Source organism: Azospirillum melinis (assembly GCF_013340935.1).
Classification (GTDB): Bacteria; Pseudomonadota; Alphaproteobacteria; order Azospirillales; family Azospirillaceae; genus Azospirillum; species Azospirillum melinis.
Map to the genome: position 1 here is coordinate 1 of NZ_WHOS01000012.1, position 17462 is coordinate 17462.

The following is a 17462-nucleotide window of genomic DNA, read 5'->3' on the forward strand; positions in this document are numbered from 1 at the left end:
GCGCTGCTGTGGCGCCGGCTGCTGGCGGTGACGGTGGACGAGGATCTGGCGCGGGTGGAGGGCATGCCGGTCGATGCCCTGCGGCTGGCCTTCATGCTGCTGATCGCGCTGGTGATCGCCATCGCCCTACAGATTGTCAGGCTCCCGGTGGACTCGGCACCGCGCGTCACACCCCCCGCCACCTCCCCCCGCCACCCCGATCAGGGCGCAGAGCAGGTGCCGTGTCTCGTACGGGTCGAAGGGCAACAGCGGCGCCAACGCCACCGCCGCCATGTCGAACAGCCCGCCATAGAGATAGAGGTTCTTGTAGGCGAAGGCTGAATCGTCGCCAAAGCCGCTGCGGTACCAGTCGATCAGCTTGGCGCCATAGACATGCTGCACCTCTTCGTCGTTGGAGATGCCGTACTGCCGGAAGGTGACGGCGACCAGCACCGGCAGGGCCAGCAGTCCCAACGCCGCGGCAAGGTCCCACGGCTCGCCGATCAGGCGGCGCAAAAAGCTGGTCCTCCCCGTCACCCCACTCCCCCGCGTCCCGTCCGCCTGCATGCCGAAATCCGAGCGCAGGAAGCACCGGCCGCTGCGGCTTGTCATGTGAAATCTCTGCCACAGTCGCACCGGGCCGTCCGCAACCCAAAGGTCGCGGCAAGCGAAAGAACGGATGGCTGCAGCATAAAGCCTGCTTTAGCTCATTGACGTTGACTTCCCCCTGGCACCCGTGGCGAAATCGTCGGCACAGGGGATTGTCCATGGCCGAACGGGACCGGGTGTATGGTGTGACGGAGTTGGCGGCGGAGTTCGACCTCACGCCGCAGGCGCTGCGCTATTACGAGGAAAAGGGACTGCTGGCGCCGCAACGCGCCGGAGGGCGGCGGGTGTTCACCTACCGCGACCGCGCGCGGCTGATGATGATCCTGAAGTTCCGCCGGGTCGGCTTCTCGCTGGAACAGATCGCCGAATATCTCGCACACTATCGCTCCGGCCGGCCCAGCGCCGGACAATACCGCGACGGGCTGCGCAAAATCCGTGCCCGCCTCGTTGAGCTTGAGCGGATGCGCTCCGAAATCAGCGATGTGATCCTTGAGCTGAAGGCGATGGAGGCCGACGCCGAACGGCGGCTCACCGCCTGCATGCATGACGATGCCCCACCACCAGACGATCCAAAACCAAACTGCCCAAAACCAAACTGCCCAAAACCAGAAGCGACCGAACCGGGAGTGAAACGATGCTGCGCGGAATGATGATGAATGGCCCCCTGCTGGTGACGTCGATCCTGCGTCACGCAGCGCTCTACCATGCCGACACCGAGATCGTGTCGCGCACCACCGAGGGGCCGATCCACCGCTACACCTATGCCGACGCCTGGGTCCGCGCCCAGAAGCTGGCGAACGCGCTGGCGGCGCTGGGGATGAAGCCGGGCGATCGCATCGGCACGCTGGCGTGGAACGGCTACCGCCATCTGGAATGCTATTATGGCATCGGCGGCTCGGGCATGGTCTGCCACACCATCAACCCGCGCCTGTTCCCGGAACAGATCGCCTACATCGTCAACCACGCCGAAGACCGGCTGCTGTTCACCGACCTGACCTTCCTGCCGCTGCTGGAGGGCATCGCCCACGAGCTGACCGGGCTGAAGGCCATCGTCGTGATGACCGACCGCGCCAACATGCAGGATTCCAGCCTGCCCAACCTGCTGTGCTACGAGGATCTGCTGGCGGACCAGCCCGACGGCTTCGACTGGCCGGAGCTGGACGAGAACACCGCCTGCGGCATGTGCTACACCTCCGGCACCACCGGAAACCCGAAGGGCGTGCTGTACAGCCACCGCTCCTCCTACCTGCATGCCATCGCCGCCTGCGTGCCGGACGTGTTCGGCCTGTCGGCGTCGGACGTGGTGCTGCCGGTGGTGCCGATGTTCCACGTCAATGCCTGGGGCGTGCCCTACGCCGCGCCGATGGTCGGCGCCAAGCTGGTCTTCCCCGGCGGCAAGCTGGACGGCGCCAGCCTCTATGAGCTGTTCGAGGCCGAGAAGGTCACCAACAGCGCCGGCGTGCCGACCGTCTGGCTGGCGCTGCTGAACTGGCTGGACGCCAACAAAAAGAAACTGACCACCATGCGCCGCATCGCCATCGGCGGCTCCGCCTGCCCGCCGGTCATGATCCAGCGCTTCCAGGAGATGGGGGTCGAGGTCCTGCATGCCTGGGGCATGACGGAGACCAGCCCGCTCGGTCTTGCCAACACGCCGAAGGGCAAGCATCGCGGACAGGATGCCGAGGCCGCCCTGGCACTCGCCTCCAAGCAGGGGCGGCCGATCTGCGGCGTGCAGTTCCGCGTTGTCGACGGCTCCGGCGTTGACGTGGCACGCGACGGCACCAGCTTCGGACGGCTGCTGGTGCGCGGCCCGACCGTCTGCTCCGGCTATTTCGGCGTGACGGAAAGCCCGGCCCACCAGACGGTGCCGGGCTGGTTCGAGACCGGCGACGTGGTGACGATGGACGCCGACGGCTATGTCCAGATCGTCGACCGCACCAAGGACGTCATCAAGTCGGGCGGCGAGTGGATCAGCTCCATCGACCTGGAGAACATCGCCGTCGGCCATCCCGGCGTCCAGGAAGCCGCCGCCGTCGCCGTGCCCGACGAAAAGTGGGGCGAGCGCCCGATGCTGGTCGTCGTCCGCAAGCCGGATTCCGCCGTGACGCGAGAGGAGCTGCTGGCGGTCTTCGACGGCAAGGTGGCGAAATGGTGCATCCCCGACGATGTCCGCTTCGTCGACAGCCTGCCCCACACCGCCACCGGCAAGCTGCTGAAGAGCGAGATCCGCCACATGCTGGCCGACCGCGAAGGGGTATGACCGGAGAAGAATCGGGCCGGAAAAGAAACGGGCCGGACGGTATCGACCGTCCGGCCCAGTGTCCCCGCTGAACCGGCGAGGACGACGCACCCGAGGGAGGAGCGCGCAACCAAGGTCAGATTACCGGCAGCCGATCCGGGCCACTTGCCCGTCTGCGCCAGAGTCTCTGCAAATCTCCGCCACCGGAGCCGTCAACGCTCCGACCGCACCCGCGCCACGGCGTCGCGCCAGCCGCCATAGAGGCGGTCGCGCTTGCCCTGATCCATGCGCGGCTCGAAGCGGCGCTCGCTGCGCCAGGCGTCGGACACCGACTCCAGCCCATCGAACACGCCGACCTTCAGCGCGGCAAGGCAGGCGGCCCCCAGCGCCGTGGTCTCGATCACCTTCGGGCGCTCGACCGGCATGTTCAGCAGGTCGGCCAGGAACTGGCAGAGCCAGTCGTTGGCCGCCATGCCGCCGTCGATGCGCAGCGCGTTGATGGTGCCGCCCCAGTCGCCGGCCATCGCCTCCATCAGGTCACGGGTCTGGAAGGCCACCGCCTCCAGCGCCGCACGGGCGATGTGGGCCGGGCCGACATCCAGAGTCATGCCGAAGATCGCGGCACGGGCGGCCGAGTCCCAATGCGGAGCACCCAAGCCCACGAAGGCCGGGACGAAATAGACGCCGTGGCTGTCGGGCACGCGGGTCGCCATGTCGTCGGTCTGGCTGGCATGGGTGATGATGCCGATGCCATCGCGCAGCCATTTGATCGCGGCGCCGGCCACGAAGATCGAGCCTTCCTGCGCGTAAGCGGTCTTGCCGTTCAGCCGATAGGCGACGGTGGTCAGCAGCCGGTTCTTCGACACCACCGGCGTCTCCCCGGTGTTGATCAGCGCGAAGCAGCCGGTGCCGTAGGTCGATTTCGCCATGCCCGGCGTCAGGCAGGCCTGCCCGAAGGCCGCCGCCTGCTGGTCGCCCGCAACGCCCGCGATGGGGATCGGCCGGCCGAGCAGGTCCGGCTCGGTGGCGCCGAAATCGTCGGAGCTGTCGAGCACCCGCGGCAGCATGGCGCGCGGCACCCGGAACAGCCTCAGCAATTCGTCGTCCCAGTCCTGGGCATGGATGTCGAACAGCATGGTGCGCGAGGCGTTGGTCGCGTCGGTCGCATGCACCTGCCGGCCGGTCAGGTGATAGATCAGGAAACTGTCGATGGTGCCGAAGCACAGCTCGCCCCGCTCGGCCCGCGCACGGGCACCCGGCACATGGTCGAGGATCCAGGCGATCTTGGTGGCGGAGAAATAGGCGTCGATCAGCAGGCCGGTCTTGGAGCGCACCAGCTCGGCATTGCCCGCCGCCACCAGATCGTGGCAGAGCGCGGCGGTGCGGCGGTCCTGCCAGACGATGGCGCGGTGGATCGGCTCGCCGGTCGCGCGGTCCCACACGACGGCGGTTTCGCGCTGGTTGGTGATCCCGATGGCGGCGATGGCGGACGCATCGATCCCGGACTTCTCCACCGCTTCGCGCGCCACGGTGCGCACGTCGCGCAGGATATCGGCGGGATCATGCTCGACCCAGCCGTCGCCGGGGTAATGCTGGGGGAACTCGCGGCGTGCTTCGGCCAGCGGCGTCCCCCGGCCGTCGAACAGGATCGCCCGCGACGAGGTGGTGCCCTGGTCGATGGCGAGGATGTGGCCGGCCTTGCTCATGGAAGCGTTCCCTCGTGAATTCTTGGACTTTAATACCCTCTCCCGCCCCGGGAGAGGGAGGGACCCGCCGAAGGCGGGAGGGTGAGGGGTGATCCGGACATGAATCCCGATCCGTGGATTGCCCCTCACCCTTCCCAAGCTTTGCTTGGGCCCCTTCCCTCTCCCGGGACGGGAGAGGGAACCTTCAGAAAACAAGAGTGGGGCGGCAGCATGCCGCCGCCCCACAGTTTACCCCTGGCCCAACCAGGACGAAGCGCCAGGAGGAGAACCGTCTTGCCAGCCCGTTACTGGGCGCGGCCTTCTTTCCACGCCTTCAGCAGGTCGTCATAGGCGATGGTCTGGCCCTTGGGCTTCTCGTTGTCGAGCTTGGCCCTCGGAGCGCCGGGGGCGGCGAACCACTCCTTCGGATCCTTCTTCGGGTTCAGCTTGGGTGCGCACTCGCCGCCGATGTTGGCACGCTCCATGCGGGCCAGCACCTGCTCCATCTGCTCGGCCAGATTGTCCATCGCCTGCTGCGAGGTGCGCTCACCCGTCACGGCTTCGGCGATGTTCTGCCACCACAGCGGGGCCAGCTTCGGATAGTCCGGCACGTTGGTGCCGGTCGGCGTCCAGGCGACGCGGGCCGGGCTGCGGTAGAACTCGACCAGACCACCCAGCTTCGGCGCCACCTGGGTCATCGGCTCCGACTTGATGTCGCTCTCGCGGATCGGCGTCAGGCCGACCAGCGTCTTCTTGAGCGACGCGGTCTTCGACACGGTGAACTGGGCGTAGAGCCACGCGGCCTTGCGACGCTCAGCCGGGGTGGACTTCAGCAGCGTCCACGACCCCACGTCCTGGTAGCCGAGCTTCATGCCCTGTTCCCAGTAGGGCCCGTGCGGCGAGGGGGCCATGCGCCACTTCGGCGTGCCGTCGGCGTTGACCACCGGCAGGCCCGGCTTGGTCATGTCGGCGGTGAAGGCGGTGTACCAGAAGATCTGCTGGGCGACCGCACCCTGGGCGGGCACCGGGCCGGCTTCGGAGAAGGTCATGCCGGCGGCTTCCGGTGGCGCGTACTTCTTCAGCCAGTCGATGTACTTGTTCAGAGAATAGACAGCGGCCGGACCGTTGGTGTCGCCGCCGCGGGCGACCGAGGCGCCGGCCGGGCGGCAGCCCTCGACGCGGATGCCCCACTCGTCCACCGGCTTGCCGTTCGGCAGGCCCTTGTCGCCGGCGCCGGCCATCGACAGCCACGCGTCGGTGAAGCGCCAGCCGAGCGACGGGTCCTTCTTGCCGTAGTCCATGTGGCCGTAGACGCGGACGCCGTCGATCTCCTTCACGTCGTTGGTGAAGAATTCGGCGATGTCCTCGTAGGCCGACCAGTCGAGCGGGACGCCCAGGTCGTAGCCGTACTTGGCCTTGAACTTCTCCTTCAGGTCGGGACGGGCGAACCAGTCGGCGCGGAACCAATAGAGGTTGGCGAACTGCTGGTCGGGCAGCTGGTAGAGCTTGCCGTCCGGACCGGTGGTGAAGCTGGTGCCGATGAAGTCCTTGACGTCCAGCGTCGGCAGGGTGACGTCCTTGCCCTCGCCACTCATGAAATCGGACAGCGCGATGGCCTGGCCGTAGCGGACATGGGTGCCGATCAGGTCGCTGTCGTTGACGTAGGCGTCATAGACGTTGCGGCCCGACTGCATCTGCGTCTGCAGCTTCTCGATGACGTCGCCTTCCTGGATCAGGTCGTGCTTCAGCTTGATCCCGGTCAGGTCGCTGAACAGCTTGGCCAGCGTCTTCGATTCGAACTCGTGCGTCGTCAGCGTCTCCGAGACGACGTTGATCTCCATCCCCTTGTAGGGCTCGGCGGCCTTTACGAACCACTCCAGTTCCTTCATCTGCTCGTCCTTGGACAGCGTGGAGGGCTGGAGTTCCTCGATGATGCGCTTGGCGACGGCTTCCTGGTCCGGCGTCATGGCGGCGGACGGGCCGGCCGACGCCATCGCCAGCAGGACGCCGATGCCACCGGCCATCACGGCCCCGGTCAGGCGGCGCCGCAGAGAATGACGCGAAGTCTGTTGCTGAAGCATGCTTCCTCCCATTTGATCGACTTGGTGTCGGGTTGACGTTTCGTATTGCTCTTACCAGCGGAAACCACCGCTCTTCCCGTCATCCCCGCAGCCCCGCGGGGAACGGATCCCTTGGAAACTCTGTCTTTTCCTCAGCCGAAGCGGATGACCAGGGCGATCCACACCAGCGAGACCGCGGAGGCGCCCCACAGCGACGCGTCGGTCGCGGCGAGCCAGCCCAGATGGATGAAGGCGCTGCCGAGCAGGCCGATGAACAGGCGGTCGCCGCGGGTGGTGCGCATCGGCAGGAAGCCCTTGGCCTCCACCGTCGGCGACACCACCTCCCAGACCGTCATGCCGGCCAGCATCAGGGCGATGCACAGGAAGAAGATCGCGGTCGGCGCGGTCCACGCCATCCAGTCCATATCCATGACGCGGGGCCTCCCTCAGACCCGGCCCAGGGCGAAGCCCTTGGCGATGTAGTTGCGGACGAACCAGATCACGAGCGCGCCCGGCAGGATGGTCAGCACGCCGGCGGCGGCCAGCAGGCCCCAGTCCATGCCCGATGCGCTGACGGTGCGGGTCATGGTGGCGGCGATCGGCTTGGCGTCGACCGAGGTCAGCGTGCGGGCCAGCAGCAGCTCGACCCAGCTGAACATGAAGCAGAAGAAGGCGGTGACGCCGACGCCGGCCCGGATCATCGGCAGGAACACCGTGCCGAAGAAGCGCGGGAAGCTGTAGCCATCGATGTAGGCCATCTCGTCGATCTCGCGCGGCACGCCCGACATGAAGCCTTCAAGGATCCAGACCGCCAGCGGCACGTTGAACAGGCAGTGGGCCAGAGCGACGGCGATGTGCGTGTCGAACAGCCCGACCGTCTGGTAGAGCTGGAAGAAGGGCAGCAGGAACACGGCCGGCGGCGCCATCTTGTTGGTCAGCAGCCAGAAGAAGACATGCTTGTCACCGATGAAGCGGTAGCGCGAGAAGGCGTAGGCCGCCGGCAGCGCCACCGTCAGCGAGATGATGGTGTTCAGCGTCACATAATAGATCGAGTTGATGTAGCCGCTGTACCAGCTGGGATCGGTGAAGATGATGGCGTAGTTGCGCAGCGTCGGATTGTGCGGGTACAGTGTCAGGCCCGACAAAATCTCCTCGTTCGTCTTGAAGGACATGTTGACCATCCAGTAGATGGGCAGCATGAGGAAGACGATGTAGCAGACCAGAACGATGGTCCTGTTGGATACCCGCGCGGAGGAGCGGCGGATGTTTGCCGGGGCCGCCAGCGAACCGGGAGCGAGAACCGCAGCCTTGCTCATTTCTTCTCTCCCTCGCCGGTGCGGGTGATGATGGTGTAGAAGATGAAGCTGAACAGCAGCACGATCAGGAAGTAGACGATGGAGAAGGCCGCGGCCTTGCCGATGTCGAACTGACCCACCGCCATCTGCGTCAGATACTGGCTGAGGAAGGTGGTGGAGTTGCCGGGACCGCCGCCGGTCAGCACGAACGGCTCGGTGTAGATCATGAAGCTGTCCATGAAGCGCAGCAGCACCGCAATGATCAGGACGCCGCGCATCTTCGGCAGCTGGATGTAGCGGAACACCGCCCATTTCGAGGCGCCGTCGATCTTGGCCGCCTGATAGAAGGCCGGCGGGATCGACTGGAGGCCGGCGTAGCACAGCAGCGCCACGAGGCTGGTCCAGTGCCAGACATCCATCACCAGCACCGTCACCCAGGCATGGGCCGAATTGTTGGTGTAGTTGTAGTCGATGCCGATGGCGCGGAAGGTGGCGCCCAGGAGGCCGATGTCGCCGCGGCCGAAGATCTGCCAGATCGTGCCGACCACGTTGAACGGGATCAGCAGCGGCAGGGCCAGCAGCACCAGCGTCAGCGACGTCTTAGCGCTGCGACCGCCGGGCATGCCGAGAGCGATCAGGATGCCCAAGGGAATCTCGATGGCCAGCACCGCCAGCGAATAGATGATCTGGCGGACCAGCGCATCGTGCAGCCGCTCGTCCTTCAGCACCGCCTCGAACCATTCGGTGCCGACGAAGAACGTCTGGCCGGGGCCGAAGATCTCCTGCACCGAGTAGTTGACCACCGTCATCAGCGGCACCACGGCGCTGAAGGCGACGATCAGAAAGACCGGGATGATCAGGAACCAAGCCCGGTTGTCCTGGACCTTATCCATGGCTCATGGCTCCTTAACCGACCAGATGGCTGTCGCGGTAGAGCTTGGTCCACCGGGTGGGAAAACGGATGGCGGCGTCGAGAGCCGGGATTTCCTGCTCTTCGCTCAACCGAACCTTCAATGTGTGGCTGTTCAACCGCACGGTCGCCAGCTTGGAGGTGCCGAGATCGTCGACACCGGTGACCTGCACCGGAATGGCGCCGGCATTGCCGCTGCGGGTCAGCTCCAGGAATTCCGGCCGGATGCCCAGCTCGAACTTGCCGCCCACCCGGCCGCCGGCTGAAGACATGGCGCGGTCGGGCAGCGGGATGGCGATGCCGTCGACCAGCGCGTGGTCATTGCCCAGCGTGCAGGGCATCAGATTGATGCCGGGGCTGCCGATGAAATAGCCGACGAAGGTGTGCTCTGGGTTCTCGAACAGCTCCTGCGGGGTGCCGAGCTGGACCATGGCGCCTTCGTACATCACCGCGACCTTGTCGGCGAAGGTCAGCGCCTCCACCTGGTCGTGGGTCACGTAGATCATGGTCAGGCGGTATTCCTCATGGATCTGGCGCAGCTTGCGGCGCAGGATCCATTTGGTGTGCGGGTCGATGACGGTCAGCGGCTCGTCGAACAGGATGGCCGCCACGTCCGACCGCACCAGACCGCGGCCCATGGAAATCTTCTGCTTGGCGTCCGGCGTCAGCCGCTGGGCGCGCTTCTTCAGATCGGCGGTCAGGTCCAGCGCCTCGGCCACCTGCCGCACGCGGCGGTCGACGTCGGCCGCCGGAACCTTGCGGTTGCGGAGCGGAAAGGCGAGGTTCTCGTACACCGTCATGGTGTCGTAGATGACCGGGAACTGGAACACCTGGGCGATGTTGCGCTCTTCCGGGGTGCAGCGGGTCACGTCCAGCCCGTCGAACAGCACCCGCCCCTCGCTGGGCACCAGCAGGCCGGAGATGATGTTCAGCAGCGTGGACTTGCCGCAGCCCGAAGGCCCCAGCAGCGCATAGGCCTTGCCGTCCTCCCACTCCTGCGACAGGCGGCGGAGCGCGTAGTCCTCAGGCTTGCTGGGGTGCGGGTGATAGGAGTGGCCGAGATTGTCGAATTGGATGGTCGCCATCGCTCCCGCCCCCTTAAGCGATGTTGCGCAGCGCGCCGCGCCGCCAGTTGGGTGCCGCCACCAGCTTGCCCACGGTGGAGAAGACGAAGATGCGGTCGGGATCGGCATAGACCTGGATGTCGCTGCCGATCGGGTGGCTGTGCACCCCCTCCTCGCGCGCGATCAGCGTGCTGTCGCCGTGGCGCAGATGGACGAAGGTCTCCGACCCGCTGATCTCCGACAGGGCGACCTCGCCCTTGACCGGCACCAGCCGCTCGCTCCGCCGCAAGACCGTCAGGTGGTTGGCGCGGATGCCGACCTTGCAGGGACCGGCCGGCAGGTTGCGGTCATGGGCGGACAGCGGCAGGCTGGTGCCGTCCGACAGCGCCACGCGGTCGTTGGTCAGGATCGCGTCCACCACATTCATCGGCGGGTCGCTGAACACCTGTGCGCACTCCAGCGAGGCCGGCGTGTGGAACACCTCGCCGGTCGCCCCGGTCTGCAACATCCGCCCCTCGTGCAGCACCGTCACGTTGCCGCCGAGGATCAGCGCCTCCTGCGGTTCGGTGGTCGCGTAGACGACGGTGGTCTTGCCGTCGGCGAAGATCTCGCGCAGTTCGGCGCGCAGCTCCTCGCGCAGCTTGTAGTCGAGGTTGACCAGCGGCTCGTCGAGCAGAAGCAGGCCGGCACCCTTCACCAGCGCGCGGGCGATGGCGCAGCGCTGCTGCTGGCCGCCCGACAGCTCGGCCGGCAACCGGTCGAGATAGGGGGTGATCCGCAGCATGGCGGCGGTGCGCCGCACCTTGGCGTCGATCTCCGCCTTGTCCTTGCCCTGGCGGCGCAGCGGCGAGGCGATGTTCTCGAAGACCGTCATCGCCGGATAATTGATGAACTGCTGATAGACCATCGCCACGTCGCGATGGCGCACCGATGTGCCGGTCACGTCCTTGCCATTTTCCAGCACCCGCCCGGCACTGGGCGCATCCAGCCCGGCCATCAGCCGCATCAGCGTCGTCTTGCCGGCCAGCGTCCGCCCCAGCAGCACGTTGAAGCTGCCGGGTTGCAGCTCCAGCGACAACGGGTGGAGATGCTGCTCGGCGCCGACGCGCTTTGCCACGCCTTCCAGTGTGAGTGTCACCGCATTCCTCCCATCGACCGCAGGGTGGCGGTATCGCCGCCCGTACCCCTGTTGGCCGTTGCTTCGCGGCGCCGGTCGAACCAGCCGCCGATGGCCTCCCGGACATTCGCGTCCAGGTGCAGCCCAAGTTTGGAGCGCCGCCACAGGAAGTCGTCGCCGGTCATGGCAAACTCCTCCCGCGCGGCATAGTCGAGTTCGGCCTCGTAAACGCCGCCCCCGAAATCGATGCCCAGATCGGCCAGCCCCTTGGCGTCGCCCAGCAGCCGCTCGACCCGCGTGCCGTAAGCGCGGGCCAGCCGCAGGGCCAGCGCATCGGGCAGCCAGGGCCGGCTGCGCTTCAGGCCTGCCAGGAAGCCGGCGAAATCCGCGTTGGCGATGTCGCCGCCGGGAAGCGCCACGTCGGCGGTCCAGGTGATGCCGCCCTTGCCCAGCGCCTTGCCCAGCTTTTCCGTCGCCTCCTCCGCCAGCCGGCGGAAAGTGGTGATCTTGCCGCCGAAGATCGACAGCATCGGCGCGTCGCCGGCCGGCTCGTCCATCTCCAGCACATAGTCGCGGGTGACGGCCGAGGCGTTGCCGCTGGCATCGTCGAACAGCGGCCGGACGCCGCTGTAGGTCCACACCACGTCGCTTTCGCGCACCGGCTTGGCGAAGTAGCGCGACACCGCCCGGCACATGTAGGCGATTTCCTCAGGGGAGATCGCCACCGCGCCGGGATCGCCCGAATAATCGAGGTCGGTGGTGCCGATCAGGGTGAATTCGCGCTCGTACGGGATGGCGAAGACGATGCGGCGGTCGTCGTTCTGGAAGATGTAGGCATGGTCGCCGTCGAACATCTTCGGCACGACGATGTGGCTGCCCTTGACCAGACGGACCGACTTGTCGACGGTGACGCCGGTGCGCTTGGCGATCATTTCGCGCACCCAGGGCCCGGCGGCATTGACCAGCGCGCGGGCGCGGACGGTGCGGGTGGCGCCGGTGTGGGTGTCGACCAGCGTCGCTTCCCACAGGCCGCCCTTGCGCTCGGCCTTCTCGCAGCGGGTGCGGGTCAGGATCTCCGCCCCGCGGGCCTTGGCGTCCATCGCGTTCAGCACGACCAGCCGGCTGTCCTCGACCCAGCAGTCTGAATATTCGAACGCCTTGGTGAATCCGCCCGCCAGCGGCTTGCCCGCCGGCGCACTGGTCAGGTCGACGCCGTGCGAGCCCGGCAGCAGCTTGCGCTTTCCAAGGTGATCGTAAAGGAACAGGCCGATGCGGACCATCCAGGCCGGGCGCATGCTGCTGTCGTGCGGCAGCACGAAGCGCAGCGGCCAGATGATGTGCGGCGCGGCGCGCAGCAGCACCTCGCGCTCTTGCAGCGCTTCGCGCACCAGACGGAATTCGTAATATTCGAGATAGCGCAGGCCGCCGTGAATCAGCTTGGTGCTGGCCGACGAGGTGGCGCCCGCAAGGTCGCCCTGTTCGCACAGCACCACCGACATCCCGCGCCCGACCGCGTCGCGGGCGATGCCCGCCCCGTTCACGCCGCCGCCGACGATCAGTAGGTCGGTAACCGCGGACTCGTTTGCCATGGGTTCCTCTCCGTACCGCGGCGGTTCCTTCTCGAACCCGGCCGCTTTCGTTTCGGAACATAGAATGTTCGTTCGCGTTTGAAAAGGAAAATGTTTGTTCAGCGGACCATGTTTTTGAGGCTACGCCGGATCGGGCATCTTTCCTATCGGAAATAAGGCTGATCCGGCTCCCCTCCCCGCACCCGGCTCACGCCGCGCGGATGCGGCCTAGCAGGCGGTCGATATCCTCGCTCAGGCTTTCGGACCGTTGCGAAAGCGCGCGGGTGGCGTCCACCACCTGGGCGGCGGCGCTGCCGGTGCGGTTTACCGCATCGTCCACCGACACCACCGTGTCGGCGATGCTCTGCACCGCGTCGGAAGCGTGGTTGATGCTGCGCGCGATCTCGTCGGTGGCGGCGGACTGCTCCTCCACCGCGGCGGCGACCATGGCGGTGATCTCGTCGATGCGGCTGATCGTGCGGCCGATGTCGTCGATGGCCGACACCGCTCCCTGCGCCGTCGTGCGCACCGCCTGGACCTGCTGGGCGATCTCCTCCGTCGCCTTGGCGGTCTGGCCGGCGAGGCTGCGCACCTCCTCCGCCACCACGGCGAAGCCGCGCCCGGCCTCCCCCGCCCGTGCCGCCTCGATGGTGGCGTTCAGCGCCAGCAGGTTGGTCTGGCCGGCGATGGCGTTGATCATGCCGACCACGTCGCCGATCTTCTGGGCGGCGGCAGCGAGTTCCACCATCAGGTCGTTGGTGCTGCGCGCCTCCTCCACCGCACTGCGGGCGATCTGGCTGGAATCGCCGACCCGCCGCGTGATCTCGCCGATGGAGGCGGAAAGCTGGCTGGCGGTGGCGGCCACCGTCTGCACGTTGGTCGCGGTGTCGGCGACCGCCGACCGCACGTCGGTCATCCGGCGGCAGGTCTGCTCGGCGGTGGAAGACATTCCCTCCGACGCTTCGCGCATGTCGGCGGATGCGGCGCTGATGTGGCGTGACGCCTCCTTCACGCTGGCCTCGATGCTCGCGGTGATGGACTGGATGGTGCGCGACCGCTCGGCATCGGCCGCCTGCTTCATCGCGTCCTGCTCCTCCTGCAGGCGGGCGATCTCGGCGCTCTTGTCACGGAAGACGCCGACGATCCCCGCCATCTCGGCGATCTCGTCGCGCCCGCCGACCGCGGCGTCGGCAGCCAGATCGCCGCCGGCCACGGCGCGCATGGCGTCGATCACCCGCATCAGCCGCCGGGTCAGCCGGTTGCGGACATAGAACCAGGCGATCAGCAGGCTCGACAGCACCACGACCGCCGCGGCGCTGCCCTGGATCGCGACCGCTCCGGAAATCGCCGTTTCGGTCCGCGTCACATCGGCATCGGTGCGCTCCTGCTGGTGCGCGACCACCGCATCGATGGTGCCGTTCAGGTCGGTGGTCAGCCGCACCGTCTCGGCCAGCGCGCTTTCGATGTCGGCGGTGATGCGCGCCTGCTCGTCGCGCAGGCGGAAGACGCTGCCGGCGCCACCGCCGAAAGCGGCGAGCCCATCGCGCGCCTTGACCAGCGACGGCCGGTCCGGGCTGTCCTTCGGCAGGGCGCCAATGGCGTTGTCGACGCGCAGCAGCGCCCAATTGTACTTCGACCGGATGTTGTTCAGCGTCGCCCCATGCGGCACGCTGGAGGCGGCGGCGATCATGCCGAAGGCAAGGTTGCCGTTGGCCTGCACGTTCATCAGCTGGGTGATGACCGGCAGTTCCTCCTGCGCCAGCCGGCGGCCCAGCCCGGTTGCGGTTTCGACCGCCTGCGCGGCGGCCAGATCGCCCACCACATTGTTGACCGACAGGGTCGACACCTCCAGCAAGGGCGCCACCAGATCGGTGAAATCCTCGTGGGCCATCACCGCGTCGGCGACCAGCGTGTTGAGCTTCTCCTCCAGCGCCAGCCGTTCGGCGGTGCGCTTGCCCAGCGTGTCGAGGGCCGCCCCCATGCGCTCCAGCAGCTTGGCGACCGCGTCCGCATCCGCGGCCATGCCGCCGGTTCCCCCGCCACTTCCTCCGCCGGCCTGGCTCCGCATCGCCCCGATGCGGTCGCGCAGGCCCGCCAGCCGCTTGGTCAGGCCGTCCATCCGCTCCGTCAGTTCCGCCGCATCGCGCGAGGCCGCCACCGCAGGCGCGTCGGCGGCGATCGCCGTGCTGTCCTTCGCCAGAGTGAGCGAGCGGACGATGGCCGGCACGCTGCTGCGGCCGATCTCGCCCATCGAGCGCCCGGTCTCGGTCAGCGACCACCATGCCATCACGCTGGCGAAGGCGGCGAGCATCGCCACCCCGCCGAAGGCCAGAAACAGCCGCCCCTGAATGCCGAGCCGAACACTTCGCCGCCCCCCGGCTGGCGTCAGTTGCGTCATATCCCTCTCCTATACGTTATCTTTATGTCGGCAAGACGGATCGTTGAACATCACGACAAGTTTGAAGGATGGTGGTGACCACCGTCAGTCGCGGCAAACCCTGATCGGGCTGACGCCATCGGGCAGACATCGGAACCGCGTGGATATTGTCATAACATGCGCGTTCATTTTCGTAAAGAAACATGCTTGTGCTACGAACAATATCGGGCGTACATATCAACCGTACGGGGCCGTAGGTCTTGCCGGGTGCCGGACTCGCCCGGCCCGCCTGGAATGAAGTTGGGAACGAGGCCGGGATGAACGCCGACGGGGCCGGCGGTTTTCGCTTTGACCCATCGCGCGCATCTGATTCACTCACGACCCTTTCGAGACCGGAGACAGCCCACCGATGGATGCGCGCCTGGACGCCGAACGCCGCCAGCAGGAAATCGTGGCCCTGGTCCATGCCAGGGGCATGGTGCAGATCCAGTGGCTGGCCGAACATTTCGACGTCACGCCGCAGACCATCCGCCGCGACATCGAGCATCTGGCCGGCCAGTCGGCCGTGCGGCGCTTCCGCGGCGGCGTCACCGTGCCGTCCAGCGTGGAAAACATCGCCTATTCCACCCGCCAGACCCTGATGGCGGAGGAAAAGCGCCGCATCGCCGAACTGGTGGCCCGCCACGTGCCGGAGGATGCCTCGCTGTTCCTCAACATCGGCACGACGACAGAGGCGGTGGCCCAGGCCCTGCTCGGCCACAAGCGGCTGCGGGTGCTGACCAACAACCTGAACGTCGCCACCATCCTGCACAAGAACACGAACTTCGCCCTGTCCATCGCCGGCGGCCTCGTGCGCGAGCGCGACGGCGGCATCATCGGCGAGGCGACGGTGGAGTTCATCCGCCGCTACAAGGTGGACATCGGCATCATCGGCATCAGCGGCATCGATTCCGAGGGCGACCTGCTGGATTACGACGAGCAGGAGGTCCGCGTCGCCCGCGCCATCATCGAAAGCTCACGCCGGGTCTTCCTGGTCACCGACCACACCAAGTTCGGCCGCAACGCCATGATCCGCATGGCCGACGTCCGCGTGCTCGACGCGCTGTTCACCGACCGCCTGCCGCCCGCCGAACTGATGGAGGTGCTGAGCAACGCCGACTGCCAGGTGCATGTCGCCGACGGCAGCGACGCGGCCAACAGCGACGGGGAGGAGGCGGAGGAGTAGGCGGATACCCCTCGTTTCAGCGAAACAGCTTCAAACGCGGCACCCCTCACCGCAGCCCCGACGCCGCTTGCCGAACCGCGTCATCGCCTCCACTCTGTGGTGTTGGGCCTGATGAAAAGCGGTTGGCCCACCGAACAGAGATGAGTAGGTGTGCGGTGATCATCGAAAGCGACCTCAAGCTCGACTTCAAGGATGTGCTGATCCGACCGAAACGCAGCACGCTGCAGAGCCGCAACGACGTGGATGTCAACCGGACCTTCACCTTCCTGCACACCCAGCGCGACTGGACAGGCTTCCCGCTGATCGCCGCCAACATGGACGTCACCGGCAGCATGGGCATGGCCCGCGCGCTGTCGCGCTTCGGCGCGATGACCGCCCTGCACAAGCATTACAAGGCGGACGAGTTGGCTGACTTCTTCCGGGCCGAGGCTGAATCGGCCACCCTGTCCAACGTCTTCTATTCGATGGGCATCGCCGAGGCCGACCACGACAAGTTCCTGGCGGTGAAGGCCAAGGCGCCGGTGGGGAAGATCTGCCTGGACGTCGCCAACGGCTACACCGAGCGCTTCGTCGAGGTGATCTCCCGCCTGCGCGAGGAGAATCCGGACGCCGTCATCATGGCCGGCAACGTCGTCACCGGCGACATGACGGAGGCGCTGCTGCTGGCCGGCGCCGACATCGTCAAGGTCGGCATCGGGCCGGGTTCGGTCTGCACCACCCGCAAGATGACCGGCGTCGGCTATCCCCAGCTGTCGGCCATCATCGAATGCGCCGACGCCGCCCACGGGCTGAAGGGGCAGGTCTGCGGCGACGGCGGCTGCACTGTGCCGGGCGACATCTCCAAGGCCTACGGCGCCGGCGCCGACTTCGTGATGCTCGGCGGCATGCTGGCCGGCCATGACGAGTGCGAGGGCGAGATCCGCTACGAGGACCGGGACGGCAACCGGGTGCCGGTCGCCATGACCTTCTACGGCATGTCGTCGGACACCGCGATGCACAAATATTCCGGCGGCGTCGCTTCCTACCGCGCGTCGGAAGGCAAGACGGTGGAGGTCCCCTATCGCGGCCCGGTGGAGAACACGATGCAGGAGATCATGGGCGGCGTGCGCAGCATGATGACCTACATCGGCGCCACCCGGCTGAAGGAAGTGCCGAAACGCACCACCTTCGTCCGCGTCGGCGCCCAGCTGAACACCGTGTTCGGCGGCTGACCGGCCTCCCGACCGCATGGCAGGGTCCTGCGGCACCCCGTCGGAATCGCGTCATCCGATTCTTGTCTCTTGGTCCCGTTCCGTTCTACTGCTTGGGTAAGCGGCGAATCGGATCTTTGCGGG

At 66.9% G+C, this 17462-nt stretch carries 14 protein-coding genes; 4 read left to right on the top strand and 10 right to left on the bottom strand.

Annotated features, from left to right (window positions below):
* Positions 1 to 126: 126 nt before the first annotated feature.
* Positions 127 to 591 (bottom strand): hypothetical protein, encoded by a 465-nt coding sequence (locus GBZ48_RS11235; protein WP_174471127.1) that lies wholly within the window; start codon positions 589 to 591, stop codon positions 127 to 129.
* Positions 592 to 746: 155 nt separating this feature from the next.
* Here GBZ48_RS11235 and GBZ48_RS11240 point away from each other — a divergent pair, with 155 nt between their 5' ends.
* Positions 747 to 1238: a MerR family transcriptional regulator gene (locus GBZ48_RS11240; RefSeq protein WP_174471128.1), complete on the top strand. Its 492-nt coding sequence runs from the start codon at positions 747 to 749 to the stop codon at positions 1236 to 1238.
* Complete coding sequence (locus GBZ48_RS11245) at positions 1223 to 2848, top strand: 3-(methylthio)propionyl-CoA ligase (protein ID WP_174471129.1); 1626 nt, start codon at positions 1223 to 1225, stop codon at positions 2846 to 2848. Before GBZ48_RS11240 ends, GBZ48_RS11245 begins: the two co-directional genes overlap by 16 nt.
* Positions 2849 to 3039: 191 nt before the next feature.
* Here the strand turns inward: GBZ48_RS11245 and glpK are convergent, their stop codons facing one another.
* The 9 genes from glpK to GBZ48_RS11290 all read right to left on the bottom strand — a co-directional run bounded on the left by glpK (position 3040) and on the right by GBZ48_RS11290 (position 14924).
* On the bottom strand, positions 3040 to 4533 hold the full coding sequence (gene glpK / locus GBZ48_RS11250; RefSeq protein WP_174471130.1) for a glycerol kinase GlpK: 1494 nt from the start codon (positions 4531 to 4533) through the stop codon (positions 3040 to 3042).
* Between the two features lie 284 nt (positions 4534 to 4817).
* A complete protein-coding gene (locus GBZ48_RS11255; protein ID WP_246307134.1) occupies positions 4818 to 6593 on the bottom strand; it encodes an ABC transporter substrate-binding protein in 1776 nt (591 codons plus the stop codon).
* Positions 6594 to 6724: 131 nt separating this feature from the next.
* On the bottom strand, positions 6725 to 7003 hold the full coding sequence (locus tag GBZ48_RS11260) for a DUF2160 domain-containing protein (protein ID WP_246307135.1): 279 nt from the start codon (positions 7001 to 7003) through the stop codon (positions 6725 to 6727).
* 15 nt (positions 7004 to 7018) lie between these two features.
* Positions 7019 to 7888, bottom strand: a complete 870-nt coding sequence (locus GBZ48_RS11265; RefSeq protein ID WP_174471132.1) for a carbohydrate ABC transporter permease — start codon at positions 7886 to 7888, stop codon at positions 7019 to 7021.
* Positions 7885 to 8760, bottom strand: a complete 876-nt coding sequence (locus tag GBZ48_RS11270; RefSeq protein ID WP_174471133.1) for a carbohydrate ABC transporter permease — start codon at positions 8758 to 8760, stop codon at positions 7885 to 7887. The genes GBZ48_RS11265 and GBZ48_RS11270 overlap by 4 nt, the downstream gene beginning before the upstream one ends.
* 13 nt (positions 8761 to 8773) lie before the next feature.
* On the bottom strand, positions 8774 to 9862 hold the full coding sequence (locus GBZ48_RS11275; protein WP_174471134.1) for an ABC transporter ATP-binding protein: 1089 nt from the start codon (positions 9860 to 9862) through the stop codon (positions 8774 to 8776).
* A gap of 13 nt (positions 9863 to 9875) precedes the next feature.
* A complete protein-coding gene (locus GBZ48_RS11280; protein ID WP_174471135.1) occupies positions 9876 to 10979 on the bottom strand; it encodes an ATP-binding cassette domain-containing protein in 1104 nt (367 codons plus the stop codon).
* The gene (gene glpD, locus GBZ48_RS11285; RefSeq protein WP_174471136.1) at positions 10976 to 12547 is read right to left on the bottom strand and encodes a glycerol-3-phosphate dehydrogenase; all 1572 of its coding nucleotides are present in this window, start codon (positions 12545 to 12547) and stop codon (positions 10976 to 10978) included. Before glpD ends, GBZ48_RS11280 begins: the two co-directional genes overlap by 4 nt.
* 187 nt (positions 12548 to 12734) lie before the next feature.
* Positions 12735 to 14924: a methyl-accepting chemotaxis protein gene (locus GBZ48_RS11290; protein ID WP_174471137.1), complete on the bottom strand. Its 2190-nt coding sequence runs from the start codon at positions 14922 to 14924 to the stop codon at positions 12735 to 12737.
* 388 nt (positions 14925 to 15312) lie between these two features.
* Here GBZ48_RS11290 and GBZ48_RS11295 point away from each other — a divergent pair, with 388 nt between their 5' ends.
* Entirely contained in the window at positions 15313 to 16128 is an 816-nt protein-coding gene (locus GBZ48_RS11295; RefSeq protein WP_174471138.1) for a DeoR family transcriptional regulator, read from the top strand.
* 155 nt (positions 16129 to 16283) lie between these two features.
* Complete coding sequence (locus GBZ48_RS11300) at positions 16284 to 17339, top strand: GMP reductase (protein ID WP_174471139.1); 1056 nt, start codon at positions 16284 to 16286, stop codon at positions 17337 to 17339.
* Positions 17340 to 17462: the final 123 nt, after the last annotated feature.

Coding starts and splice junctions, on each gene's coding strand:
- GBZ48_RS11235 (WP_174471127.1), bottom strand. CDS start 591: ATGACAAGCCGCAGCGGCCGGTGCTTCCTGCGCTCGGATTTCGGCATG.
- GBZ48_RS11240 (WP_174471128.1), top strand. CDS start 747: ATGGCCGAACGGGACCGGGTGTATGGTGTGACGGAGTTGGCGGCGGAG.
- GBZ48_RS11245 (WP_174471129.1), top strand. CDS start 1,223: ATGCTGCGCGGAATGATGATGAATGGCCCCCTGCTGGTGACGTCGATC.
- glpK (WP_174471130.1), bottom strand. CDS start 4,533: ATGAGCAAGGCCGGCCACATCCTCGCCATCGACCAGGGCACCACCTCG.
- GBZ48_RS11255 (WP_246307134.1), bottom strand. CDS start 6,593: ATGCTTCAGCAACAGACTTCGCGTCATTCTCTGCGGCGCCGCCTGACC.
- GBZ48_RS11260 (WP_246307135.1), bottom strand. CDS start 7,003: ATGGATATGGACTGGATGGCGTGGACCGCGCCGACCGCGATCTTCTTC.
- GBZ48_RS11265 (WP_174471132.1), bottom strand. CDS start 7,888: ATGAGCAAGGCTGCGGTTCTCGCTCCCGGTTCGCTGGCGGCCCCGGCA.
- GBZ48_RS11270 (WP_174471133.1), bottom strand. CDS start 8,760: ATGGATAAGGTCCAGGACAACCGGGCTTGGTTCCTGATCATCCCGGTC.
- GBZ48_RS11275 (WP_174471134.1), bottom strand. CDS start 9,862: ATGGCGACCATCCAATTCGACAATCTCGGCCACTCCTATCACCCGCAC.
- glpD (WP_174471136.1), bottom strand. CDS start 12,547: ATGGCAAACGAGTCCGCGGTTACCGACCTACTGATCGTCGGCGGCGGC.
- GBZ48_RS11290 (WP_174471137.1), bottom strand. CDS start 14,924: ATGACGCAACTGACGCCAGCCGGGGGGCGGCGAAGTGTTCGGCTCGGC.
- GBZ48_RS11295 (WP_174471138.1), top strand. CDS start 15,313: ATGGATGCGCGCCTGGACGCCGAACGCCGCCAGCAGGAAATCGTGGCC.